This is a genomic window from Pseudoalteromonas sp. 2CM37A (assembly GCF_023161885.1).
GTDB lineage: Bacteria > Pseudomonadota > Gammaproteobacteria > Enterobacterales > Alteromonadaceae > Pseudoalteromonas > Pseudoalteromonas atlantica.
Window position 1 is genome coordinate 194,446 of sequence record NZ_JALNTJ010000003.1, and the last position, 25,068, is coordinate 219,513.

19 protein-coding genes are annotated in these 25,068 nt (G+C 38.7%); 14 read left to right on the top strand and 5 right to left on the bottom strand.

From position 1 onward, the window contains the following. Position 1: 1 nt before the first annotated feature. From MTF68_RS08275 to galU, 12 genes are all read left to right on the top strand, one after another. Positions 2–1,477: a lipopolysaccharide biosynthesis protein gene (locus tag MTF68_RS08275; protein WP_248451572.1), complete on the top strand. Its 1,476-nt coding sequence runs from the start codon at positions 2–4 to the stop codon at positions 1,475–1,477. 65 nt (positions 1,478–1,542) lie between these two features. Continuing rightward, on the top strand, positions 1,543–2,454 hold the full coding sequence (rfbA, locus tag MTF68_RS08280; RefSeq protein WP_248462210.1) for a glucose-1-phosphate thymidylyltransferase RfbA: 912 nt from the start codon (positions 1,543–1,545) through the stop codon (positions 2,452–2,454). An 11-nt stretch (positions 2,455–2,465) separates the two neighbouring features. After that, positions 2,466–3,017 carry a dTDP-4-dehydrorhamnose 3,5-epimerase gene (gene rfbC, locus MTF68_RS08285; protein WP_248462211.1) on the top strand — a complete coding sequence of 184 codons (552 nt, stop codon included), beginning with the start codon at positions 2,466–2,468 and terminating at the stop codon, positions 3,015–3,017. 13 nt (positions 3,018–3,030) lie between these two features. Beyond that, positions 3,031–3,939: a dTDP-4-dehydrorhamnose reductase gene (gene rfbD, locus MTF68_RS08290; protein ID WP_248462212.1), complete on the top strand. Its 909-nt coding sequence runs from the start codon at positions 3,031–3,033 to the stop codon at positions 3,937–3,939. Between the two features lie 838 nt (positions 3,940–4,777). After that, positions 4,778–5,872 carry a dTDP-glucose 4,6-dehydratase gene (rfbB, locus tag MTF68_RS08295; protein WP_248462213.1) on the top strand — a complete coding sequence of 365 codons (1,095 nt, stop codon included), beginning with the start codon at positions 4,778–4,780 and terminating at the stop codon, positions 5,870–5,872. Then, positions 5,866–9,549 (top strand): glycosyltransferase, encoded by a 3,684-nt coding sequence (locus tag MTF68_RS08300; RefSeq protein WP_248462214.1) that lies wholly within the window; start codon positions 5,866–5,868, stop codon positions 9,547–9,549. Before rfbB ends, MTF68_RS08300 begins: the two co-directional genes overlap by 7 nt. Next, on the top strand, positions 9,543–10,541 hold the full coding sequence (locus MTF68_RS08305) for a sulfotransferase family 2 domain-containing protein (RefSeq protein WP_248462215.1): 999 nt from the start codon (positions 9,543–9,545) through the stop codon (positions 10,539–10,541). The genes MTF68_RS08300 and MTF68_RS08305 overlap by 7 nt, the downstream gene beginning before the upstream one ends. Before the next feature lie 23 nt (positions 10,542–10,564). Then, positions 10,565–12,028, top strand: coding sequence for a hypothetical protein (locus tag MTF68_RS08310; protein WP_248462216.1), 1,464 nt, complete (start codon positions 10,565–10,567; stop codon positions 12,026–12,028). Continuing rightward, complete coding sequence (locus MTF68_RS08315; protein WP_248462217.1) at positions 12,025–12,792, top strand: NAD-dependent epimerase/dehydratase family protein; 768 nt, start codon at positions 12,025–12,027, stop codon at positions 12,790–12,792. Before MTF68_RS08310 ends, MTF68_RS08315 begins: the two co-directional genes overlap by 4 nt. Positions 12,793–12,810: 18 nt before the next feature. Further along, a complete protein-coding gene (locus MTF68_RS08320) occupies positions 12,811–13,890 on the top strand; it encodes an NAD-binding protein (RefSeq protein ID WP_248462218.1) in 1,080 nt (359 codons plus the stop codon). Between the two features lie 8 nt (positions 13,891–13,898). After that, positions 13,899–14,696: a TIM barrel protein gene (locus MTF68_RS08325; protein WP_248462219.1), complete on the top strand. Its 798-nt coding sequence runs from the start codon at positions 13,899–13,901 to the stop codon at positions 14,694–14,696. Between the two features lie 154 nt (positions 14,697–14,850). Beyond that, positions 14,851–15,732: a UTP--glucose-1-phosphate uridylyltransferase GalU gene (gene galU / locus MTF68_RS08330; protein WP_248462220.1), complete on the top strand. Its 882-nt coding sequence runs from the start codon at positions 14,851–14,853 to the stop codon at positions 15,730–15,732. A 237-nt stretch (positions 15,733–15,969) separates the two neighbouring features. Here the strand turns inward: galU and MTF68_RS08335 are convergent, their stop codons facing one another. Together MTF68_RS08335 and MTF68_RS08340 are read right to left on the bottom strand one after the other, a co-directional pair. After that, positions 15,970–16,278, bottom strand: coding sequence for an OmpA family protein (locus tag MTF68_RS08335; RefSeq protein WP_248462221.1), 309 nt, complete (start codon positions 16,276–16,278; stop codon positions 15,970–15,972). A 464-nt stretch (positions 16,279–16,742) separates the two neighbouring features. Continuing rightward, a protein-coding gene (locus MTF68_RS08340; RefSeq protein WP_248462222.1) for an IS3 family transposase occupies positions 16,743–17,890 on the bottom strand; the annotation gives its coding sequence in 2 pieces (ribosomal slippage) (positions 16,743–17,653 and positions 17,653–17,890; 1,149 coding nt in all). Between the two features lie 708 nt (positions 17,891–18,598). Between MTF68_RS08340 and MTF68_RS08345 the strand changes: the two genes are divergently transcribed. After that, positions 18,599–19,510, top strand: coding sequence for a hypothetical protein (locus MTF68_RS08345; RefSeq protein ID WP_223230617.1), 912 nt, complete (start codon positions 18,599–18,601; stop codon positions 19,508–19,510). On the opposite strand, the gene MTF68_RS08350 is transcribed toward MTF68_RS08345, so the two are convergent. Both MTF68_RS08350 and MTF68_RS08355 read right to left on the bottom strand, forming a co-directional pair. Further along, positions 19,507–20,613, bottom strand: coding sequence for a DUF917 domain-containing protein (locus MTF68_RS08350; RefSeq protein WP_248462223.1), 1,107 nt, complete (start codon positions 20,611–20,613; stop codon positions 19,507–19,509). The genes MTF68_RS08345 and MTF68_RS08350 overlap by 4 nt on opposite strands. 114 nt (positions 20,614–20,727) lie before the next feature. After that, positions 20,728–22,872: a TonB-dependent receptor gene (locus MTF68_RS08355; protein WP_248462224.1), complete on the bottom strand. Its 2,145-nt coding sequence runs from the start codon at positions 22,870–22,872 to the stop codon at positions 20,728–20,730. 196 nt (positions 22,873–23,068) lie between these two features. Here MTF68_RS08355 and MTF68_RS08360 point away from each other — a divergent pair, with 196 nt between their 5' ends. Next, positions 23,069–23,587: an Lrp/AsnC family transcriptional regulator gene (locus MTF68_RS08360; RefSeq protein ID WP_024031376.1), complete on the top strand. Its 519-nt coding sequence runs from the start codon at positions 23,069–23,071 to the stop codon at positions 23,585–23,587. A 58-nt stretch (positions 23,588–23,645) separates the two neighbouring features. On the opposite strand, the gene MTF68_RS08365 is transcribed toward MTF68_RS08360, so the two are convergent. After that, positions 23,646–24,917 carry a cytosine permease gene (locus MTF68_RS08365; protein WP_248462225.1) on the bottom strand — a complete coding sequence of 424 codons (1,272 nt, stop codon included), beginning with the start codon at positions 24,915–24,917 and terminating at the stop codon, positions 23,646–23,648. Positions 24,918–25,068: the final 151 nt, after the last annotated feature.

Sequence of the window (25,068 nt, forward strand, 5' to 3'; positions counted from 1 at the left end):
TATGAGTCAACAAGCGGTAGATAAAATAGAACAACGTTTTCAAGATATTGGTTTAAAAACCGATAAAGCTATTTGGGATGATGGCGAAAAATTAATTGGCCTTGCTAAACAAGTAGAGCCAAACGACATATATTTAGCTCGCCGAATTATGCAACGTGCCCGCAACTTAAAACCCCAAAGCGAGAAAATAAATAAAGAACTTGAGCGCCTTTCTGCAAAAATAGCAAATAAGGCAAAGCAAACACAAACAAGCTCATCTACAGAAAAAAATAGTGCTGATAATTTATATAAGAATAAACATATTATAAAAGCACAAAGTTTTTATGCAGAGTTAAGCAAAAAACCACACTTTAAAACATACACTCAACCATGGTTTGTACTATTGTTAGTGCCATTTATATTATTTGCGTTTTATCAGCTTGTGTGGGCTGCACCACGGTATGAAAGCAGAGCGCAGCTTATTATTCAGCAACCTGATGGCATGGCAACCATGGACCCTTCTATGGCGATACTAAGTGGTTTAGGGGTTGCTTCTAGCTCGACTGCCGATACCGAAATAGCCAAAGCATACATTCATTCAGAAGACATGCTTAACTACTTACAAGCCCACAGTAATATAAAGCAGCACTATTACGAAGGCGGTGATATTTTTTCACGATTAAGTGCTAGTGCAAGTATTGAAGATTTACTTAAATATTACCAAGAGCACACCACAATTGAAATTGACGAAGATTCGGGTGTAATTAAAATACTGGTGCAGGGTTTTACACCAGAGTATGCAAAGCAATTAACGCAAACCATAGTAAACCGCGCAGAGTGGTACATAAACTCTATAGGTCACCAATTGGCAGATGCGCAGCTTAAATTTATAAAAACAGAACATACTAAAGTAGAGCAGCGCCTACGTAACGCACAAAGTAAAATTTTAGCCTTTCAGCAAAAAAACAACTTACTAGACCCTGAGGCAGAAGGCGCAGCATTACAGCAAATTACATATGGGTTAGAAAGCGAAATAGCCACTAAAAGTGCACAACTAAAAGGGCTGCGCTCAACCATGACCGAAAAAGCACCTCAAGTGGTTATGCTAGAGGCCGAGCTTAGCGCATTAAAAATACAATTAGAGCTTGAGCGAGAAAGACTTTCGCAACAGCAAGGTACAGGTAGTAATTCAGCAACAGCTAAACCTTTAAATACAAACGATACTGCAGTAAGCGAAGTGTTAGCGCAGTTTTCGGATTTAAAAATAGAGCTTGAGCTGGCTATAAAAGGCTATACAGCATCAGAGGTATCGCTTGATAAAGCGCGTATAGAGGCGTACCGCCAATTAAAATACCTAATAGTGGTAGAGGCACCTACACTACCGCAAGATAATCAATACCCTAAAACGCTATACAATATTTTACTGTTTGCAGTATTACAGCTTATGCTTTTTGGTATTGGTAAAATAATTTTAGCAACAGTAAAAGAACTCAGATAACGTTAAGCTATAAGGGAGTAGGCTTAGCAAAAACTTAATTACTAAGTAAATAAACCGGATACATCATGAACATAGTAACTGCTCCAAAACAAAAGTCGTCTCGCAAAGGTATTATTTTAGCGGGGGGCTCTGGCACGCGCTTATACCCACTTACAAAGGTAGTAAGTAAGCAATTAATGCCTGTATACGATAAGCCAATGATTTTTTACCCCGTATCCACCTTAATGGTTGCTGGCATAACCGAAATTTTAATTATTGCGACCCCTACCGAGCTGCCACGCTTTAAAGAGCTACTGGGTGATGGCAGTGCGTGGGGTATTAGCTTTGAATACGTAGAGCAACCTAGCCCCGATGGCCTAGCGCAAGCATTTTTATTAGCCGAAGACTTTTTACAAGGCCAAAGTGCTGCCTTAGTATTAGGCGACAATTTATTTTATGGCCACGACTTATCGGTATCGTTACAAAATGCGACTAGCTGTGAAAATGGCGCCACGGTGTTTGGTTACCATGTCGCTAACCCAGAGTCATATGGTGTAGTGGAGTTTGATACAAACGGTAAAGCAATATCAATTGAAGAAAAGCCAGCTAAACCTAAATCAAATTATGCAGTGCCAGGACTATACTTTTTTGATAACCGCGTGGTTGAATTTGCAAAAAATGTAAAGCCGTCGGTACGCGGTGAGCTAGAAATTACCGATGTAATAGAGCAGTACCTAGCCAAAAAAGAGCTAAACGTAGAAATTATGGGGCGCGGCACTGCGTGGCTTGATACCGGTACATTAGATGACCTACTTGATGCAGCTAATTTTATTCGTGCAATAGAAAAACGCCAAGGCTTAAAAATTAATTGCCCAGAAGAAATAGCTTACCGCATGGGTTACATAAATGCAGAGCAACTTAAAAGGTTAGCTAAACCGCTTAAAAAGTCGGGCTATGGTAAGTACCTACTGGGGCTTTTAGATCAAACTGTATTTTAATAGGGTTAATAATGAAATTTATTGAAACAAAAATCCCCGAGGTAAAAATAATAGAGCCGCAAGTATTTGGTGACGAACGCGGCTTTTTTATGGAAACCTTTCGCACATCGCTTTTTAACCAGCACTGCGGCGAGCGCACCTTTGTGCAAGAAAACCACAGTAAATCGGCGCATGGCATACTGCGTGGCTTACACTACCAAACACAAAATACCCAAGGTAAGCTAGTACGTGTTACCCAAGGCGAAGTGTTTGACGTAGCGGTAGATATGCGCAAAAGCTCGCCTACCTTTGGGCAATGGGTAGGGGTAATGCTGTCTGCTGAAAATAAACGTCAGCTTTGGGTGCCAGAGGGGTTTGCTCACGGCTTTTATGTAACCACTGAAAGCGCTGAATTTGTATATAAGTGTACCGATGTATATAACCCAAATGCCGAGGTGTCAATTAAGTGGGACGACCCAACGCTTAAGATAGATTGGCCTCTAGTAAATGGTAAAGCGCCTCTGCTTTCAGCAAAAGATGAAGCTGGCCTTGCATTTAATAATGCACCTACGTTTAATAAATAAAAGTTAGCAAAGCATGAAAGTATTAGTAACAGGTAAAAATGGCCAGTTAGGTAATGAGCTTGCCAAACTATGCCCTAGCAATGTAGAGCTTGAGTTATTTAGCAGTAAAGAATTAGATGTAACCAATATGGCTGCGTTAAACGAGGTGTTAATTACACACTCACCAGATGTGGTGATTAACGCAGCAGCCTATACGGCGGTAGACAAAGCCGAAGCCGATATAAAACAAGCCTATGCTGTAAACGAGCAGGGCGCTGCTAATTTAGCGACTGTGTGTAAAACAATTGGTGCTAAATTAATTCATATATCAACCGATTTTGTGTTTGATGGAACAAAAACCACCCCCTACGAAGCAAACGACATAACCAACCCGTTAAGTGTGTACGGTGCATCTAAATTAGCGGGCGAGCAAGCTGTGAGCAATCTTTTAGGCAGCCAAGCTATAATTGTGCGCACTGCGTGGGTGTACTCTGTTTTTGGTGGGAACTTTGTCAAAAGTATGTTGAATTTAATGCAACAAAAACAGCAATTAGGTATAGTAGCAGACCAAGTGGGTACACCAACGTGGGCTGCAGGGCTTGCTAATATGTTATGGGCATTAGCTACTCAACAAAATCAAAAAAGCGGTATAAATTCAACACTAAATAGCAATAAAACAACAATTTTAAATTGGACTGATGCAGGTGTAGCATCATGGTTTGACTTTGCTGTAGCAATACAAGAGCTTGCTATAGAAAAGGGGCTGTTAAGTAAAGCAATACCAATACGCCCTATACCGGCAACTAGCTACCCTACACCGGCAAAGCGCCCCGCGTTTAGCGTGTTAAATAAAGCGCAAGCAGAACAGTTGAGTGGCGTGCAAACAATACATTGGCGTTCACAGTTAAGTGATATGTTAGATGAACTAGCGCTAAAAATTTAACCCGTAGACGCGTTATTAAAAGCTTATCGGTGTAGCGCGCGGCGCCTCTGTGCTCTCGGTGGTAGATTTGTTTTTAAATAAGCGATGAAAGAGATTTTATTACCACAGAGGACACGGAGAAGAAAAGGAGAAGAGCTTTTCCTCTATGCAGCGCGAAGCGCCTCTGTGCTCTCGGTGGTCAAATTGTTTTGGGTTAAACGCATAAAGTGATTAAGAGATTATTATCACCACAGAGAACACGTAGAAGAGAAGGAGAAGATCTTTCTCAGTGCAGCGCGAAGCGCCTCTGTGCTCTCGGTGGTCAAATTGTTTTGGGCTAAACGCATAAAGTTATTAAGAGATTATTATCACCACAGAGAACACGGAGAAGAGAAGGAGAAGATCTTTCTCAGTGCAGCGCGAAGCGCCTCTGTGCTCTCGGTGGTCAAATTGTTTTGGGCTAAATGCATAAAGTGATTACGAGATTGTTATTACCACAGAGAACACAAAGAAGAGAAAGAGAAGCAATAGTTACTTGTAGACGCGCAGCTTGCTGGCGTTAGTAACTTCTCAGTGCAGCGCGCAGCGCCTCTGTGCTCTCGGTGGTAAAATTGTTTTGGTTTAAGCCCATTCAAGAGATTAAGAAATTATTATCACCACAGAGAACACAGAGAAGAGAAGGAGAAGATCTTTCTCAGTGCAGCGCGAAGCGCCTCTGTACTGGAATGTTTTTTGAATGAGTTATAAACCTTACTTTTTAGGCGAGTAAAGTAAATGTTTTTGAATAATTTGTAGTTTTGCAACTTACTACTTGTAATGATTAAGTAGGACTGTAGAACCAGATAAAATGGAATAAAAAATGACAGTAAAAAATCTATTAGTAACCGGTGGCGCAGGGTTTATAGGTGCCAATTTTGTACACTATTGGTTAGCAAACCACCCGCAAGATAAAGTAATTGTACTAGATGCACTAACCTACGCAGGCAATAAAGCAAACCTAGACCTAGTAGAAAACAACCCAAATATGACCTTTGTGCACGGCGATATTTGCGATACTGCATTAATAGAAAGCCTAATAGACACTCACCAGTTAAACACCATAGTGCACTTTGCTGCCGAGTCACATGTTGACCGCTCAATAACCGGGCCAGATGCCTTTATAGAAACAAATATACTAGGTACATACAGTTTATTAAAAGCAGCTAAAAAAAAGTGGATAGACGAGCCAAAAGCTACGAGTAATGAGCCATTAGCGCATCGTTTTCATCATGTAAGTACCGATGAGGTATATGGCACGCTTAGCGCAACAGACCCTGCATTTACCGAAGAAACTGCTTATGCACCAAACTCACCATATTCTGCATCAAAAGCGGCGAGCGATCATTTAGTACGCGCGTATCACCATACATATGGGCTTGAGGTAACAACGTCTAATTGCTCAAACAACTATGGGCCGTACCACTTTCCTGAAAAGTTAATTCCTTTAATTGTTACTAATATTTTAAACGATAAACCACTACCAGTGTATGGCGACGGCCAGCAAATACGTGACTGGTTATACGTAGAAGATCACGCCCGTGGTATAGAGCTAGTACTTAAAAAAGGCCGCATTGGTGAAAACTACAACATTGGTGGCAATAACGAATGGGCCAACATAGATATAGTTAAATTGGTATGTAAAGTAATGGGCGAAAAGTTTGCAAACAACCCAGAACTTGCAAAGCGTTTCCCGAATGCAAAATCGGCTATAGAAACTAACGTTGAGCAACTAATTACCTATGTTGAAGACCGTGCAGGGCACGATCGACGCTATGCGATTGATGCTACAAAAACAAATAATGAGCTTGGCTATGTACCAGCAGAGAGTTTTGAAACTGGGTTTGAAAAAACCTTAAATTGGTATCTAGATAACGAAACTTGGTGGCAGTCATTATTAGGAAGTAGCAAATGCTAGAAAAAAAAGGGTTGGAACAGTCAGCTACTAGTACTACTGGATCAAAGGAAGTCATTAATCCAGAACTACCTAAAGCGGTCTTAGATGGTCTACACAATGAAGTTATAGGTGGGTGGGCGCAGGATGCTGATACTGTTTCTATTTATCTAAACGACTACCTATTAACTAATGTATCCTGCCGCATTTATAGGGCTGATTTAGCTGCCGTACTAAATAACCCTAATGCAAGTTTTAACTATAACTTAGTGGCTGATGATATTAAGCCCGAATGGATAAAATTAGATACTCTGACTCTTAAAGCTGAGTTTATACTTGATAATGAAATAGTTGAAGTTATTGAATGTGCGTTAAGTGGAAAACAAATAAATGAGTTAGTTTTTGTTGATAAAAACAATAATGAAAAAGGTGAGCAACTAACTAAAGAGGATGGGGGAGCTAAATTAGATGTCGACTTTTATCAAAGTCATTATGAGGATCTATCGTTACTAAACTCTGAGCGAGTAATTGAACACTGGTATACCTTTGGGGAAAAAGAAGGGCGCTACCCTAATAAAAAAGCTTTCTTAACTCAATCGCCCGATATGCAATTTGAGCTAGATTTAGCATTCTATACTAATTTTTATCCTGACTTAGCTGAAGCAAGTATAATTACCTTAGATGATGCTAAACTCCATTGGTTTTACTTTGGACGGCAAGAAGGAAGGCTAATAAGCCTGACAGACTGGTTTGAAAAAAATAAACATGTAGGCCTTGCTTTTGATGTTGTTGAGTACGATTTTGAAAGTGTTATAGCGCTCAACACGGATTTAGCAGTAACCCTTGTTAACTTTTTAGATATGGCGTTAGGGGTTGTTGGTAAGCCTATTAGGCTTTATGAGTCAGCAGAAAAAAACGCAACGTTTTATAAACATTTAGGTTTAAATATCTACAACCAATATAAAGCAACGGGTGATCAATCAAAGCTTCATAATGCGCGTAGTGCATTAAGAATTGCTTGTTATTTTAAACAGTCTAACGAAGTTATGGAAATAATAGCGGGCACATACTTTGAGCAAAGCGACTTTAGAACGGCTCAAAAAGCTTATGAGCATGGCTATGCAATTAATAATAAAATGAGCTTTGGTGCATTAGAGTCGTTACTCGCTTGCTTTGAAAAGCTAACAAATATAACCAGCGGGCTACGCTTTTTAATAAAATATAACCAAGACAACCCAGAGCAAACAGTTGCACTGGAGTGGATAGATAATTTTTGTAAAAAATTATACGACGACAACTTAGGCGAAATGCAAGTTTTAGGAAATTTAGACAAGCGTGAAAGCTTAATAGATTGCGCCGAAAAATACACAGACCATATTTACAATGCTTATTATCAATATTACTCAATAGAGCAAAATATTCCGCTAAAAAGCAATTTAAATACTGAACGTGTATTAATTATTGGTGATTACCACATACCGCAATGTATTCGTTACCGGATTGATCAAAAAGTAGAGCAATTAGAATCACAAGGTAAAACAGTTACAACAATTAACTGGACCGAGCTTGAGCAAAGCTATAACCATGTGGCCTTGCACGATATTGTTATTTTTTATCGTACTCCAGCAGTACCAAGCGTTTTAAAAGCGTTAGCGCAAGTAAATGCAAATGGTAAAGCGTCATTTTTTGAAATTGACGACCTGCTGTTTGAGCCTAGCTACCCAGCACCAATAGAAACCTTTGGTGGCTATGTTGATATAAGTACCCATATAGAGCTGCGCAAAGCGCCTGCTAGTTTTGCTGCACTTGCCAAGCGTTGCCGATTTGGTATTGCCTCTACTGAGTTACTTCGTGAAAAACTAGCTAAACTAGTTAGTTCAAATATATGCTTATTGCATCGTAATGGCTTAGACGAGCATAACTATTTTGCTAACTTTAAGAAGCCTGACAAAAAGACTATCGATATATTTTATGGCAGTGGTACACAAGCTCATAATACCGACTTTATTGAACTTGCCTTACCTGCACTTGAGCAAGTATTGAGTACAAATAACAGTGTAAGGTTAATTATTGCTGGTTATTTAGAGTTACCACAAAGCTTTAAGCAGCGCTTTAAAACACAGCTATTAACAGTACCACCAGTTAAAAGTATTAAAGCGTATTGGAACCTGTTAGAGCAAGCAGACATAAACCTAGCAATATTAAATGATGATATTGTAAATGGCTGTAAAAGCGAGCTTAAATGGTTTGAAGCTGCGTGTTTAGCTGTGCCATCAATTGTAAGTAGTACTGCAAATTACCGTGATGTGATAAATCATGGTGAAGATGCACTAATGGTTACCACTGTAAGCGAGTGGACAGATGCGTTAACCTCGCTTATTAACAGCAAAGAGCTGCGAGCAAATATTGCTACTAAAGCACTTGAGCGTGTTAAAACCGAATACACAGCTGAGGCATTAGGTGAAAAGCTGGTAAATGATATTGCACATACAATTGGTGTTACCGCGAAACCTAAAAAGAAAATAGCCTTAGTTAATGTGTTTTTTCCACCGCAATCTATTGGCGGAGCAACACGTGTACTATCAGACAACTTTGATATTTTACAAAAACAATACGGCGATGACTTTGAGCTGGTTGTATTTACATCAGACGAGCGCTGCGCCACGCCATACAAGTTAGAAACCTATCAGCATCAAGGTGTAACTGTATATCGCTCTACCATATTGTTTAGAGAAAATATGGATTGGCACCCAAAAGATGAAAACATGTACGATTTGTTTGAAGAGTTTTTACAACTTGAGCAACCTGATTTAGTGCATTTTCATTGCGTGCAGCGGTTAACGGCCTCGGTGGTAGAAGCAACTAAAAATAACAACATACCTTATATTGTTACAGCGCACGATGCGTGGTGGATATCGGACCATCAATTTTTAATCGATCAAAAAGACAACGTATACCCTAATGGTCACCCAGATATGTTTGCTCCACGCGTTTTACCAAATAACGTATCGTTAAGTGATTCAATAGAACGTATAAACTATTACAAAGAGCTGCTGAATGGTGCGACTAAATTACTGACCGTATCAGAGTGTTTTGCAGACATTTATGCACAAAACGGTTACCCCAATATAGTAGTAAATAAAAATGGTATTAGCTCAACTGTGCAGTGGCAACCTAAAAATACAGACTATACCGAAAATGTTGTGTGCGCTCACATTGGCGGCATGGCTAATCATAAAGGGTACTTTTTGTTAAAACAGGCTATTGAGCAACTGCAACCTAAAAACATAGAAATGCTAATAGTTGATCACTCAAAAGAGCAAGGCTACGAGCATAAAACCAACTGGGGTAACGTGCCTGTTACTTTTATAGGGCGAGTTAATCAGCAAGGTGTGGTAAACCTATATCAAAAAATAGATGTACTTTTTGCTCCTTCATTGTGGCCAGAAAGCTATGGCCTAGTAACCCGTGAAGCTGCAGCAAGTGGCTGTTGGGTAGTGGCAAGTACATTAGGGGGGATAGGCGAAGATGTTATTGAAGGCCAAACCGGCTTTAAAGTAACCCCTACATTAAAATCATTGAGTGAAGTTATTAATAAGTTCGATACTAACCACACTCAATTTAAAAATAATATACAGCAAGTTGATATTCGTATTGCCGATGAGCAAGTTGCTGAGTTAGCGGAGGTATATTTATGTTAAGGCCCAATGTTAGAGAGCTACAAAAAGAACTGTGTGAGATAGAAGTTATTTCACTATTGGAGGGTTTTATTAAAAACAAACCCGAAAAAGAGTTTTACTTAGCAAACATTGATCTTTTGAGAATGTATGGGAAAACAAGGCAAAGGGATAAATTTTACAAATTAGCTTTGCATTTAGTATCTACGATAAATAACCCTGCAGTTTTTAGAGAGATTGCGAGGTTTAGTTATTTTATAGAAAAAGATGATGAAGCTGCAAAAATATACGCTTCCAAGGCTATAAAAATAAACAGCGATGAACCTTTGTGGGTTTACTACATAGCTAGACTTCCTAAAGTGTACTTTGAAAAGTTATATAATGGGGTATATTTAACCTCAATCCCTAAGAATGCTTCAACCTCGCTAAAGAGTATGATGCTTGCGGAGCTGCATGGTAAGGCTGATGTCAATCCTCACTCTGTTTTTGGTAACCCTTTTTTTAAAAGTAATCAATTAGAGTTAGAGGTAGGAGAAAAGGACTTAAAGCTAATAAGTACAAGGGAGCCGCTTTCTCGTTTTGTTTCGTACTATAATAAAAATATCAAGGAAGAAGGAAGTTTATTTGAGGAGCTCTTGTTTACAAAAAAAGAAGAAATGTATGGTTTACCACTTAAGCCTACGTTTGACTACTTTGTAGAAAATTTGAATATGTATTGTTATGTTTTCAATGATGTACTCCATCATGTACTCCCCCAGACTGCGTATTTTAATGACTTAGATATTTATGATTGTGTTGCTGACTTAAATGATTCTCATAGGTTAGGGGAGTTAGTGAGTAAACGACTTGGGCTTGAGAGGTCAATTACTCCACCAAGGAAAATGGTAAGTAAGAAAAAGGTAAGTGAGTTACCTATTTCTGATTCATCTAGAAAAGTACTAAGCCGTCTGTTTAGTGATGATATAAATGTTCTTACAGATAATAGTAATTCAAAAAGTTATTCATTTAAATTTTAAGTAACCATAATGGTAATTCAATAATGTCTGAAAATATAAGTAGTGCTTCAAAGCTTAAATCTTTAATTAAAGGAGAGCTAAAAGCTTTAAATTACGTATTTAAAAATTACGATTTCAAATATAAATACTGGAACTACTATTACGGTATTAAAAATACTCTTTCAAGTGAACTTGCGATTGAAAAGTCGATTTTAGAAAGTTTTGAAGTTAAAGGGGAACGTAATACACAAGACAGTATGATTATCGATGGTGGTGTAAAGATTACTATTGGTGAAAAAACTTACTTTTCAAGCAAGTCAATGATCTTAAACCAACATACTATAGTTGTTCCAATTTTTGTAGAGGAGAATGTATATTTATTATTATTTACAGGCTTCAATTTTAAACTGACAGCTGTAATTAACATCCAAACTAACAATTATGTTGATGTAATACATGATAAAAGCAATAAGCCACCAGTACATAACAAGTTATTTCGAGAAAATTTTAATAATTTATTCTATTCTCATATCGAAGATTTTAAATTTGAATTAGTAAAGTACTTTAGTCAAGTTAGTAAAGGTATTGGAGTTATTGTAGGTGCTGCGCATATCGGGCATTCACTTTGGAATGATATTTCGGGTTTAGAAAGGGGTTACCAGAGAGGTTTATTAAAAAGAGCAAAAGCTGTTGTTATTTTGAAGGGGGCAGATCCTTTTGAGCTAGTGCCTTTTGAATTTGAACTAAAATGTAACCTTGGAATAGTGCGAAGAAGCAATGTGCAATGGTATGAGCAAATTTCTAACTTTTATTATAATAGCTTTTTCTGGCTACGCCTTACTGATAACCTAATTTATTCATCATTGAAAAAACGTTTACTAACTAAGACTAATAAGGGAACAGAATTTAAGGTAACTTTTGGTTTGAGGTTAGAGAATCGTACGTGGGTCAATCAGTTACAAGGGTGGAAAGAACTGATTACTCTTTTATCGAAAAAAAAGAAGTCTGTAATAGTGTATATAGATGGTCATAACAGTAGCTCATTGAACGAAATATTAAAAAGTAGTGGGGAATCTGATAATGATGAAATTTTACAGAAAGAACTGAATATATACCAGGAGCTAAAGGCGACAGCTCCTAGTAATGTGGAAGTCATATCTTGTATTGGTTTAACTCTTCGAGAAAATATTAAGCGCATAGCTGACTCGAACTTTTTTATTGCGCCATGGGGGGCCGGACTAGCAAAGTATAGTTGGGCTTGTGGTTTAGATGGAATTGTAATGACGAATCGCTGGAATTTAGAGCATAGGGAAGATTTGCATATTTATAACTCTTCTAAATATCTCGAAAAAATCCCCAATTTGAAGTTTTTAGAAAGTAAATATATTAGTGAGTCGAGTGGTGGATCAAGTCAGCTGATAAAAAGTGATTTAGCTCAGAAAGAAAACTTTCATGTTGATATGAATGGGTTATTAAAACTAGTTAATAGTGAATTGGAGCGTATATGAAATTAGGTTTGATAGGTTACACTGGCTTTGTTGGTGCTAACTTAAGTAATGACATTGAGAATAAGCTTGAACGCTTTAATTCGAAAAATATAAGTAAAATTATAAATGAAAATTTTGATGTGCTCTATATATGTGCTATTCAAGCAAAAAAGTGGTGGGCGAATCAAAATGCTGAAGAAGACAAAGCACTAATAGACGGCTTGTTTGAACATTTAACCACAGTAAAAGCAAATAAAGTTGTATTTATATCTACAGTTGATGTTTATCAGCCTCCGCTAAATGCAGATGAAGATACACCAAGTAACAAAGACATACATGCATATGGTGCAAATCGCTTATATGCAGAAGAAAAGGTAAAGTCGTTATTTGACGATGTGCATATAATTCGATTGCAGGGACTTGTAGCGAATAACTTAACTAAAAACATTGTTTTTGATTTAAAAAATAAAAATATACTTGAGACTATAAACCCGGAATCTGCCTTACAGTGGTACCCATTAAGCCGCTTGAACCGTGATATAGAAAAAGTAATTGAGCACAATATACCGTTAATTAACTTAAGTGTTGAACCAGTAAAAACGCAAGACATTATCAATATTGCCCCTTTAACCGCTGATGAAAAGGCAATTGTATCCACTAAACCAATGAATCCAGCATTTTACGATGTAAAAAGTAAGTATGCTGAACTGTTTGATGGAAAAAATGGTTATATTGTAAGTGCTGAAGAGTCGTTAGCTGAAATACAAAAATACTTTAAATCATAAACAAGTTTAGGAATATATATGGACGCTAAAGTAGCGATTATAGGTGCAGGTTGGTATGGGTGTCATTTAGGTATGATGCTGGATGCTATGGGTTGTGATGTAAGCATTTTTGAAAAAAATAGTAATATTTTGGGTGAGGCATCTGGCAATAACCAGTTTAGGCTGCATTTAGGTTTTCACTACGCGCGGCATAACCGAACACGTATACAGTCTCGCGATGGTTATGCACGCTTTACAGAGCGATACCCTACACTCTCTAAACCTATTGAAAACAATTTATATGTGGTGCCTAAGTTTGATAGCCTGGTCGACTTTGATACCTATAGGCTCATTATGTTTTCATCAGGTATTCATTTTCAGGAGCTGCGCCCAAATGAGTGGCCTAGTTATTTAAAAGATGTAGATGGCGTTTTAAAAGTTGATGAACACGTACTATTAATTGAAAAAGCCCGCGAGCATTTTAAACAAAAACTGGCAGGTAAAATACGCTTAAATACAAAGGTAGAATGCGCAGGTCAGCAGGGTAATGCGGCATTAGTAAACGGCGAAAAGTTCGATTTTGTAATAGATGCAACTTGGGGACATTTAAGCGATATAGATTACGATTGTTTTTATGAACCTACATTACTGCTGTATTACCGCTATAAAGGTAAAGGCGATTACCCAGCTATAACTATGGTTGATGGCCCATTATGCTCGATTTACCCTACAGAAAAAGAAGGGATATATACCCTTTCGAGCGTTAAGCATACTCCGCTTGGCAAATATGATACATCTGCTGAGGCAAAGCAGCGCCTGCGTGATTTTACTGATTCTGACTTAAAAATAAAAATTGCCGAAATGGAAGCTCATGTTAAAAGCTTTGTCCCTGATTTTTGTGATCACTTTGAGTTTGACTCACCGCAATTAAATATTAAAACCAAATTATTAGGTGAGCATGATGACAGATCATGTTACGTAAAAACGGATGATAGAATGATTTCTGTTTTCTCTGGCAAAATTGATACTATTTTCTTTGCTGCGCAAAAAGTATGTGACTATTTAGAGCGTTATGTACATGGGGAAATAACACCGCAAAAGCTGGTAAAAAATAAATAGGGACATATATGAAATTATCTGTAAGTAACTTAGCGTGGCCTCTAGAAGAAGCTGGTTGGTGCTTAGAGCAGTTGGTAAAGCACGGTATTAAAGGAGTAGAGCTCGCACCTTTAAAAGTTTTTGACTCTTGGGAATCTATTAGTACTGAGAACGTAGCTAAAGTATGTAAAGAATACAGTGATTTAGGCTTGAAAATTAGTTCATTTCAAGCCATTACATTTGGTGCAAGTGATTTAGCTTTATTAAATGATGAAGCTAAAGTAGATAACTTTTTACGCCATATGGAAAAGGTAGCCTGGTTACTTAGTGAGTTAGGTGGGGAAAATGCAGTGTTTGGTAGCCCCGGTTTGCGAAAAGATGCTAATTATGACGAAAACGAGTTAATCAATTTATTCAAAGCAATAGATCTAATTTTTGCTAAATATAAGGTTAACTTTGTTTGGGAAACAGTACCTGACTATTACGGCTGTAATTTATTAAATAATATTCAAGACACCGATAATTTTTTAAATCGTATAGAGCTTAGTCATGTTGGACGCCATTTTGACACTGGGTGTCAATATCTCTCAGGTGATTTAGAAGATGTTAATAGTTGTATTGATTTTATAAGTAACTCAAAACACCTACATATATCAGAAGTTGATCTTAATAATTTTTCTAACCCCGCTAAATATAATAAGGATATTGCTGATGTGGTTAAAAAGTATTATCAAGGGAAATGGTGTGTTTTAGAAATGGGGGATAAAAGCTTTTCAAGAGAAGGTTTTATAGATTCAATTGAAAAATTTATATTTAATTTTAAGTAGATTGGTTATAACTTCTTAAATATGGAACTCAGCATTTCTAAGATATAGTGATACTTGAGTAGTATAAAATTTTTATATACATCATTGTAAATCGTTTTTTAAAATTGGCTTTGAATATAGATGTGTATATTACACTTAATTAAATAGGAATTGAATGAAAGCAGTAATACCTGTTGCTGGTCTGGGTACTAGAATGTTACCTATGACTAAGGCTATACCAAAAGAAATGCTCCCTTTAGTTGATAAGCCATTAATACAATATATTGTCAGTGAGTGTGCAGCTGCTGGTGTTGAAGATATTGTTTTGGTTACGCATAGCTCAAAAAACGCAATAGAAAACCACTTTGATACAAGCTATGAATTAGAAGCAACTCTAGAAAAACGTGTTAAACGTACGTTACTTGAAGAAGTGCGGTCTATTTGCCCCGCTGGGGTGACAATAATGAGTGTTCGTCAAGGTGAAGCTAGGGGCTTAGGGCATGCAATTTTATGTGCAAAACCTATTGTTGGTGAAGATGATTTTATTGTATTACTCCCAGATGTGATACTGGATAGTTATACGGCTGATCAAAAAACTGAAAATTTGGCGGCTATGGTCAAGCGCTTTAAAGAGACCAAAGCAAGCCAAATTATGTTAGAGCCTGTAGCGCTGAATGATGTAAGTAAATACGGTATTGCTGATATAGGCGGTATACAACTTACGCCAGGTAACAGCGCTACGATAAAAGCTATGGTTGAAAAGCCAGCAACTGATCTAGCGCCTTCCAACCTTGCTGTTGTAGGGCGTTATGTACTTAGCAAAAGTATTTGGCCACTACTTGCAAAAACGCCCTTAGGAGCTGGTGGTGAGATACAGTTAACAGACTCTATAGGTACTTTACTTACTCAAGAAACTGTAGAGGCATTTCATATGAGTGGGCGTTCACATGATTGTGGTGATAAACTTGGTTATTTAAAGGCTGTTGTAGAATATACTTTGCGTGATGAAGCAATGGGTAAAGAGTTTTTAAACCACTTAAAAATATACTCAAAATAAGTTAGCGTTAGGTTACATGCAGATCATCATGTAATGAATAATAAAAAATGAGCCAATTTAGCCCTCAATAAAAGTCTTTATGGGCATTATACAGAGCCCATAAAGACTTTTTTGCTATTAAAAGCGCGACAATTAAAGCAAGTTATAAATACGCTGGCGATTTTAATACCAGCTCTACACGGCGATTTTTTTGCCTGTTTTTATCTGTGTCGTTCATTGCTTCTAGCGCTACGGGGCCTAACCTACGGGGTGTAATCGGCTTGAGTCTATTTGGTACTTATTAACAAGCTGTTTTACTACCTCTGCAGCACGGCGTGCTGATAAGTCTTGGTTATAGCTGTAAGCCCCTTTATTATCGGTAAGTCCTACAACGTATAAACTCACATTGCTAGCTTGCGTTAAAAATGCTGAAATTTGCGCGAGTTGCTCGCTTGAACTGTGCTTAAGAGTGTGGCTGCCAAAGTCAAACTCAATACCATATAGCGATATACTCCCGGTACTTTGAATCTGCTTACCTATGGTGTCGGCATCTACATTTAGCGCCACTTTACTCTTTCGTGCTCTTCAATTATATCAACAACCAGCTCTACCTCTTCGTTGCCCCTACGCTGAAAGCTATACAGGGAGGTATAAATATTTCCTTCGGGGGCTTTTTCTCTGCTGTAAAAAGATAGAAGTGGCTTTTCTACTAATATTGTATATGTCGCTTTTATGGTTTATTGCAAATACGGTATTTTTTAAGTTATCGCGTAAAACCATGTTGCCACACGTTGATGCCTTGCAGTTATGCAATATGGTAAACCCTGCTTGTTGTAGTGCGTTCATATAGTTTTTATATACGGCGTAGGGGCCTACTTGTTTGTCTATACGGTAGTTAACGGTGGTAACTTTGCCCTCTACTTTTTAGGGGCTTTTAAGCTTGTATAATGGAGTGGTTTAATAACAAAGTTTTGGACTTTCCAGAGGAGGTTGATTCTGTTGTATTAGAAGTATGGACTTCCCAGCTTTTACTAGACAGTTTTTAACTCAGAATAATACGCTTCTTCAAACTTAGCAGGTGAAACACCGCCTGTGTGTGAATGGCGCTTTTTTGGATTGTAAAACATTTCTATAAAATTGAATATCTCAGCTTTCGCATCTTCGCGTGTCGAGTATATCTTACGCTTAACTGTTCGCTTTTTAATTGTCGCAAAAAAGCTTTCAGCAACTGCATTATCGTGACAATTCCCAGCGCGGCTCATCGAAGGCACAAGATTATGTTCTTTCAAAAATGCGAGATAGTCTGCGCTACCGTATTGACTACCTTGATCACTATGTACCATTACCTCAGCCTTCGGTTGACGTTGATATACAGCCATCAACAATGCGTTTATAACAAGGTGCTTGTCCATATTTTTATCCATCGACCAGCCCACAATACGCCGATAGAATAAATCCATTACTGTTGCCACATATAAAAAACCTTCATAAGTTCTTATATAAGTTATGTCGCTCACCCACGACAGGTTCGGCGCTGGCGGGTTAAATTGACGCGCTAATAAGTTATCTGCAATCCGCGATGTCTTACCGCCTTTAAGATGGCGACGCTTATACCCAATTTGCGCTTTAAGCTTATGTTGTCGCATGATCTTCGCAACACGGTTTACGCTGCATTGCTCACCTGCTTCACGTAAGTCTGCATGTATCCAAGGGCTACCATACGTGCCTCCACTGGCTACATAAAACTCTTTAATGAGCTTCAACAAACGATTATCTTCAAGCGCTCTATCGCTTAAGGGCTTTTTTAACCACGCATAAAAACCACTGCGATGCAGTTTAAAAAGGCGGCACATCGTAGTGATAGAAAATTCATCTTGGTGATCACGAATGAAGCCGTACTTTACTCGGGGTTGCTGGCAAAGTACCTTGCGGCCTTTTTTAAAATGTCTCGTTCCTCCGTGACACGTTTTAACTCAGCCTCTAATTTGGCGATCCTTAGCTGTTCATCTGATGATTTGGTTTGTTTGGGTTTCTCTGATAACTGGCTTCGCCAGTGATATAACGTTTTGGTACAAATATCTAACCGTTCAGCGACTTCAGCAACTGAATATCCACGCTCAGTAATTTGTTTAACAGCCGCTGCTTTAAACTCTTGGGTATACCGTTTGCCTTTGCTCATAAAACACCTCTAATTAGAAGTTACAATGTAACTCATTGGGTGTCTAGTAAACTATGGGAAGTCCATCAAGCGCTTTTATAGTGCTCCACAAACCCTACTGATGCAAAGATGTACGGTTTGGTGGTACGAAAGTACATACACCTTACAGCGCCATCACTTCTTCTTTAGAACGCGTACTCTCTAAATATATCTGTTGAAATACAAATCTTCTCTACTTCAGAGGTTCTTTGGCTAAGCACTATTTAATTACAGGTGTTAACTTTTGCTTATCATCTAAATAGCAATGGTTTTAGTAAACACTGAAAATCTCGTCAAGTCCAATTTAAATCAATGGGTTATGGTAATTTAAACGTATTGTCACTTATTAGATGTTTACCTAACTCTTTTCGTTAAAGTATAAGGACATACTTCCGTTAAATTGTTCATATAACACCAATTTTTTGATTGTTAGTTTTGTTCAAATGACTATGTTTAATGAATTAAAGAAATGAAATTGAATAAAAAATTTAATTTAAATTAGTGAGTTAAGATTGTCTTCGTTGTAATTTAATTTTTCATGTTAAAAAGAGGCTGTTGTAGCAAGAGTTTTAACCTCACTTTGGCTTCGGTCTAATTATGATAAATCAATAAGTATTTCAGCGTATTGTGATAGATGAGATAAAAATATTACACTCTTAATTAAAGGTGGCTTTAAAGAGTGTAATATTGGTGCGTATATTTTTGCTGTTAAGTATTGTCGCTACAAGTTTTAATGCATTAGCATCAGAAAACTACAGCGATCATGAAGCGTTTTGTTTGCAACAGCCCAAAACGCACTGTTTAACTTATATTGAAACGCGCCTTAATGAAGTCAAAGATAACCCTGCACAGTGGTACAAAATAAAAACCTACCAATTTGATTACTACTACGACTACCAACAGTTCGAAAACTTACTCAACGCTATTACTCCTTTTTTAGAGCAAGATAAGCTGCCCGATGTATTTAAGCTACAAATGTATTTTTATTACGCGAAAGCACTTAACTATATTGGCAAAAAAGCAGAAGCTAAAACGTATGCCGCTAAAGCGTTTACCCAGTTAGACGGGATATATAATGCTTTTGGTGACCCTTTAAGATTAGTGGAGTTGGCTAACCTACACTATGTGTTTGGTAGTAAAAAAGCAGCGATGCGATTACTAAGAGATGCCGAGCAGCGCTTTGCAAAAAATAACGATCCTATTTTTCATTTAGAGCTGCACATTAACAAAGCGCATATTTACTTAAAGTGGCAGCAATACGAGCACGCAGTAAAAAGTAATTTAATGGCCTATAACGCCATAAAAAACACCAACCACGCTGCTAAAATAGTGCTTGCTAGCGGTAACTTAGCGTACAGTTATCAGCAAAATAAAGAGTATTTAGAAGCTATAAATTATTATAAAACCGCATTCAAATTTACTGAGCCCTCAAGCATTTACCATGCTATTTATAGCTTACGTTTAGCGCAGGTATATTTACAAATAGGTAAAAAGGTACAAGCGAAAGAATGGCTTAGTCGCATTGATAGAAACGCCACCGAGTTTGGTAAAGGCCATGCTGCATTGTATAGCAAGCTGCAGCACGCCCTTAGCAATAATTAATTTGCAATCGCTGCTTTATATGGGGTGTTAACGCCTGCGTAACGCGGGCCAAATATTTCTAAACCTTTAGGGCCTGTAAACTCCTTTGGCGCTGGTAAAATTACAACGGCTACTTTCATGCCTACCTCGTAATTAGGATTAGTAATTGGTGTGCCTGTTTGGCTGTTAATACAGCATATTAAATCAGGAATAGTTACGTGCACTTCATCATTTAAAAACGCGGCCATGTTTTCGTTTTTAACCGTTATTTTGTAGCTGTTATTTATAAACTCGCCTAACCCTTTAAGTGTTACTTCGCCTAACGTAAACCCCTCTAAGGTGTTAAATTCAAATGTGCTTACCTCGCCTTCAAAGGCAATAAAGCCGCCGCCGTGCTTGGCAATTATGTGTGCGGTGTTAGCGTGCTGCTCGTTGGCGTCACGCATTGCTTTACCAAGTTTAAGGGCTTTACTAATGGTGCCATGAATAACCGCGTTTTTCATTTGCTCAATAGGTAAAATATGATCAATGGCTGCTATGTCGTTACGGCTAATTTTAGCCAGTGCTCGCACGACTGTTTCGGCGCGTAAGTCGTCCATTACATTTTCGCAAATAAAGCACTCACCAAATTCATTCGCGGTAATAATGGGCGCTGCGGGTAAGTTATTTAAATAATAGGTTGAATGGGTGATCTCCGGTACTGCGCGCCCAGCGGGGTCGGCATCAATAATGTAGCCGTCAAACATTGCAGCTAAGTAAAACGATACTGCGGTGTTTGAGCCGCCAAGCTCACAACAAATAGTGCCATAAATAGCATCGTTACCTGTGTATTCAAGGGTGCGCTGGTAAGCGGCTAAAATAGCGTGCTTAGTGCTGCGGGGCAGGTTTGCATACGCGCGTTCTTCTTGTTCACTTAAAGCAGATATTGCCCCTAACATGTAAGGCGTACAAACAAGCTCACCCTCGGGGACTTCATCGGCACTAATTAGTTTAAAGCTTTTACCCTGTGCGAGTGCTTCGTCAATATAGGCAATGCCTTCACTTAACTCACCGCCGCCGCCAGTGCCTAAAATGGCGCAGCCGTATAAAATATCAATAAGTTGGTCACGATTAAGAATTTGCATGTGTGTATCGCTATTGGTTAACTCATACCCATCCCCAAAACAGATCACTTAATTAAGCGGATTGGTATAAAAACAGCAGGGATTAAAAAAATACCTGCTGTGAAGGTGAAAAAATTAAAATTGGTAGCTGAGCTCAATACCGTAACTACGAGGCTTATTAGGTTGGCGCACTAGGTCTGTAACCCCATCGGCCAGTAGAAAAATATCTTCAATAGCGCGCTCATCCGTAAGGTTGTCTACGTAAACTTGAACGCTCCACTGCTCTGATTTAAGCCCTACACCGGCATTTAGGTAGGTATAACGCGACGACTCAACATCAGGAATATCAATACTAAATGTTTTAGGGCCTTCAATTAATAGCTCAGCGCGCGAGAACAATGACCACTCACCGTTTAGTGCTAAGTTATGATTTGCCGACAGCCCGTAGTTATACTCAGGCACCCAAAATTGTGGCCTGCCAGCCAGTTCGGGGCGCAGTGCAAAGTGTTTAATTTCTGAATCAACAATACCTGCACTGAGGTTAATACTTAAATTGCTGGTGGCAGCAAAGGCGGCTTCAAGCTCTAAGCCTTTGGTTTGTACTTCGTCAATAGAGAGGTTTTCAAGGGTGAAGGTATCTATATTAAATTGGGTAAATTGCGCATCGTCTTGCTCAATAATAAACGCGGCGCCATTAAGGATAACTTTGTTATTAAACAAAGCAGTTTTAAAGCCTACTTCGTAGCTGTCAGAAATTTCTTTATCAAAGGTGCGGCTAATACCGTCGGCTGGCTCGTTAAAGCCCCCACTTCTAAAACCGCGCGAGTAGCCGGTGTAAAGCAGTAGGTCGTCATTCATTTGGTACGCCAAGGTAACTTTTGGCTGTAATTGGCTAAACGATTTTTTAGCGTAAGTGGCGTCTTTATTGGTTGGGTCGAACGACTCGCGAGTATCGTGATCGTAACGCATCGCACCGGTGAGCTCTAACTGCTCGTTTATATCGTAGTTAAACTGCCCAGCAAGTGCCCATGCATCGCTGCTGTTGTTGTCGATAATTGAAAGGTAGGGCTCGTCGTTGGCAAAATCTGCACGCGTTAAAATTTCGGCATCGGTAAAATCATCGTAAAATAATACCGCAGTATCGCGGTCGCGCTGTTGATAAAACGCCGACACCGACCACCTAAAAGCCTGATCCGACTGGGATATAAAGCGCGACTCTAGCGTTAACGATTCAATATCGTATAACCCTTCAGTACCAAATGGGGCTCTAAAAAAGCTATCTTCGTCAATAAAGGTGGCATCGGCAGAGTAGTCGCCATCGTAAAAGTGCTCGTTTTCTGAATTGCTGTACGCGGTTACAAACTCAAATTTACCTAAATCGTAATGTTGGGTTAGCTTGGCGCTTAGCTCATACACATCACGCTCATCTTGGTTAATAATATTTTGTGAGGTATTAATTGAAAAGTCTTCAATGGTGTCATCGCTCACCCCTTGGTAGTAAGCAAACCCAGCTTCGCTTGAGGTGTATTTACCTTTAAGATTTATTGAGGTGTCTTCGCTTAGCTCAAACTCTAACTGTGAAAAAACCGATTGCTCTTTTAACGGGTCGGCGTAATCGCCTGTGTAGGTATTTTTAATCAGTCCGTCGGTATCTTTAATGTAACCACCGGCTCTAAAATAAGCGGTGTTTTCATCGTTAAGCGAACCCGATACAACCGCATTCAAATTATACGTGTTGCCATTACCTACAGAGCCTTTAATTTTACCTTCAAAGTCTTCAATAGGTTTTTTAGTTGTCACAATAACCGCACCACCAATGGCGCCGCGGCCATACAGTGCGCCTTGTGCACCACGCATAACTTCAATACGTTCAATATCAACTAGGTCTTGGTTTATAAACTCTAAATCGGGGGCGGTAACACCATCAACTACAAACGCTAATGGCGGATCGCCCACCTGCGGTGTAATTAAGCCACGAATAGTAATACGGGCAAGGCCGGGTCTAAAATTATCGAGCTGCGATAAGTTGGGAGTTAAATTAGCAACATCACGAAAGTTAGTAATACGTGATTTTTCGATTGTCTCGGCGCTAAATGCGGTAACAGAGTCGGGCACGTTTTGTATCGACTCAATACGCCCGCGCGATATCACCGAAATTTTCCCTATAGTGTCAGTTACTGTTTGTTGTTGTTCTTGCGCATGCACATAGTTTATGCACGACAGGGTGACTGCCGATGCTAATAGTGTTTTACGAAAGCGTATTTTGTTGTATCTGCTCATGTTCTATGTCCTAATGTGACTATCATGGTGATGTTACTTAGTGATAAACATTGTCGCTTTTTCAGACAAAATAATATTTTGTAAACCCTTAATACAGCACACACAAATTGCTGAAAATAACGCTTAAGCGCGTAATTTTATGTATTTGTTGACCTTAAATTTACAAAATTCATTATTATTAAATGTGAAACCGGTTATGAAAAAAACGATAAAAATAGACAGGTACAATCAAAAAATACTGGCAATTCTGCACCTAACTGCCGATTTAACAAACGTTGAATTGGCCGAGCAAGTTAACTTGTCGCCCAGTGCATGTTTTCAGCGAGTAAAAGCATTAAAAGAGGCGGGATATTTTAGAACCTTTCATGCTGATATAAATTTAGAGCAAATTTGTGAGCACGTGTTTGCCTATATGGAATTTACCCTAGAGGACAATAACCTAGCAGCGCGGCGTAAGTTTTTAGCTGACATACACAACATTCCCGAAATAATGGATTGCATGCAATTAAGTGGCGATATTGATTATATTTCTTTTTGTTGCTTTGCCGATATTCAAGCGCTTAATGCAATGTGCGACAGGCTAACCGGCAGCTCACAGTATGCAATTAAAAAGCTGACTACACGCATAGTGCTTGAGCGCGCTAAGTTCTTTTTAGGCTACCCGTTGGAAAAACTTAAATGGCGAGACGAAATGAAAGTAGACGATGAAGAGTAGCTCCCTAATTTAGATTAATAAAAAGGCGCTTTATGCGCCTTTTTATTGTTTAAAGTTATTACTGAATAACCGGTTTGGGCGCAATGGCTTTTGCAAACAGGGAATAAATAACGGCCGTTAATATAATAGCGTCAATCACGGTAATACCGCTCATTGATACGTTAAATAAAGCGCCATTACACACCGCATATGCCGCGCCTACAAACCATGCGCTAAACGCGGGAAGTGAAAAGTTAGCGTTATTTACCAAAGCCGCTGCGTTATAAGCATGGGGTTTAATAAACAGTGCATCAACAATAATTACGCCCGCTACCGGTACAAAAATATCAGACAAAAACGCTAAAAAGCTTATAAACATATCTAAAATATTTATAAAGGCGGCGCCAATTCCCACCAAACCTAATAACACAATAACCCACTTTTTATGCCAATGCGGGAAGGTAGCCTCTACGCTAAGTGCTGTACTGTACAGGTTTAACGAATTTAAAATCCAGCTGCCTGCTATCACAATAAAAAACGCCGAAAACCCCAAATTAAGCGCAAGCATTAAGCTTAATATTTCGGTTTCTTGCATGGCGGCTGCGGCAAACACAGCCACAAAAATAACCAAAAGCTCAATAACCATATACGCAATAAATGAGGTATACACGCCGCCACGTTTTTGCTTAGAAAAACGGGTTATGTCGGGCAATATTATTGCGCCAATAATAACGCCGCCAACAATGGCAGCGACACCATCTTCAAGAGAAAGCGCTGCTGATTTTTCTAAATTAATAAAATCAACCAGTGGCATATTATCGAGTGCGCCAAAAAGCATCATAGCGGTGACCGCAGCCAAAATAGGGATCATGATAGAGGCCAGCACATTAATGGCTTTAAACCCATACAATGTGGTTATGAGCATGGCGCAACCTGCGACTATATCGATGGGCCATTCGGGCATAATAATATTAAATTCTACACTGAGTAAGCGCACCACGGCATTAGAAAACAAATCAATATTTACGCCAAACCAGCCAATTAATGATAAAGCAAAGGCAATATTAACAATGCCCGCGCCAGCATTTCCAAACGCTATTTTTACCAATAAATAAGAGCTTAAGCGGCTTTTTACACCTATGGTGCCCATAGCCCCACCAATAAGGGTTAATATAAGTGAGCCAATAACTAACGCCCACAGTGTATTACTCACACTTGAACTTTGATGTATTTCTAGGCCGGTGATAAAAGTGGGCAGCGAAAAGCTGAGCATAGCGGCTATGGCTGCAATGCGCGGCCAGGCAACAAGTTCGTTGCTATTAATAGTGTGGGGGTCGTTCCCGTTTGGCATTGCCTGTTTCTCTTTTTTATTATCTTTTATATTACTATACGCCGCTGGCGTGCAAAATTTTTTATTATTAGGTGTTTATTCAAAATATGAGGTTTAAAAAGTAGGGGGCGCACAAAATTATATTTTGTGGTGATTATTTTTAGGGTGTTAA

Coding starts and splice junctions, on each gene's coding strand:
- MTF68_RS08275 (WP_248451572.1), top strand. CDS start 2: ATGAGTCAACAAGCGGTAGATAAAATAGAACAACGTTTTCAAGATATT.
- rfbA (WP_248462210.1), top strand. CDS start 1,543: ATGAACATAGTAACTGCTCCAAAACAAAAGTCGTCTCGCAAAGGTATT.
- rfbC (WP_248462211.1), top strand. CDS start 2,466: ATGAAATTTATTGAAACAAAAATCCCCGAGGTAAAAATAATAGAGCCG.
- rfbD (WP_248462212.1), top strand. CDS start 3,031: ATGAAAGTATTAGTAACAGGTAAAAATGGCCAGTTAGGTAATGAGCTT.
- rfbB (WP_248462213.1), top strand. CDS start 4,778: ATGACAGTAAAAAATCTATTAGTAACCGGTGGCGCAGGGTTTATAGGT.
- MTF68_RS08300 (WP_248462214.1), top strand. CDS start 5,866: ATGCTAGAAAAAAAAGGGTTGGAACAGTCAGCTACTAGTACTACTGGA.
- MTF68_RS08305 (WP_248462215.1), top strand. CDS start 9,543: ATGTTAAGGCCCAATGTTAGAGAGCTACAAAAAGAACTGTGTGAGATA.
- MTF68_RS08310 (WP_248462216.1), top strand. CDS start 10,565: ATGTCTGAAAATATAAGTAGTGCTTCAAAGCTTAAATCTTTAATTAAA.
- MTF68_RS08315 (WP_248462217.1), top strand. CDS start 12,025: ATGAAATTAGGTTTGATAGGTTACACTGGCTTTGTTGGTGCTAACTTA.
- MTF68_RS08320 (WP_248462218.1), top strand. CDS start 12,811: ATGGACGCTAAAGTAGCGATTATAGGTGCAGGTTGGTATGGGTGTCAT.
- MTF68_RS08325 (WP_248462219.1), top strand. CDS start 13,899: ATGAAATTATCTGTAAGTAACTTAGCGTGGCCTCTAGAAGAAGCTGGT.
- galU (WP_248462220.1), top strand. CDS start 14,851: ATGAAAGCAGTAATACCTGTTGCTGGTCTGGGTACTAGAATGTTACCT.
- MTF68_RS08350 (WP_248462223.1), bottom strand. CDS start 20,613: ATGCAAATTCTTAATCGTGACCAACTTATTGATATTTTATACGGCTGC.
- MTF68_RS08355 (WP_248462224.1), bottom strand. CDS start 22,872: ATGAGCAGATACAACAAAATACGCTTTCGTAAAACACTATTAGCATCG.
- MTF68_RS08360 (WP_024031376.1), top strand. CDS start 23,069: ATGAAAAAAACGATAAAAATAGACAGGTACAATCAAAAAATACTGGCA.
- MTF68_RS08365 (WP_248462225.1), bottom strand. CDS start 24,917: ATGCCAAACGGGAACGACCCCCACACTATTAATAGCAACGAACTTGTT.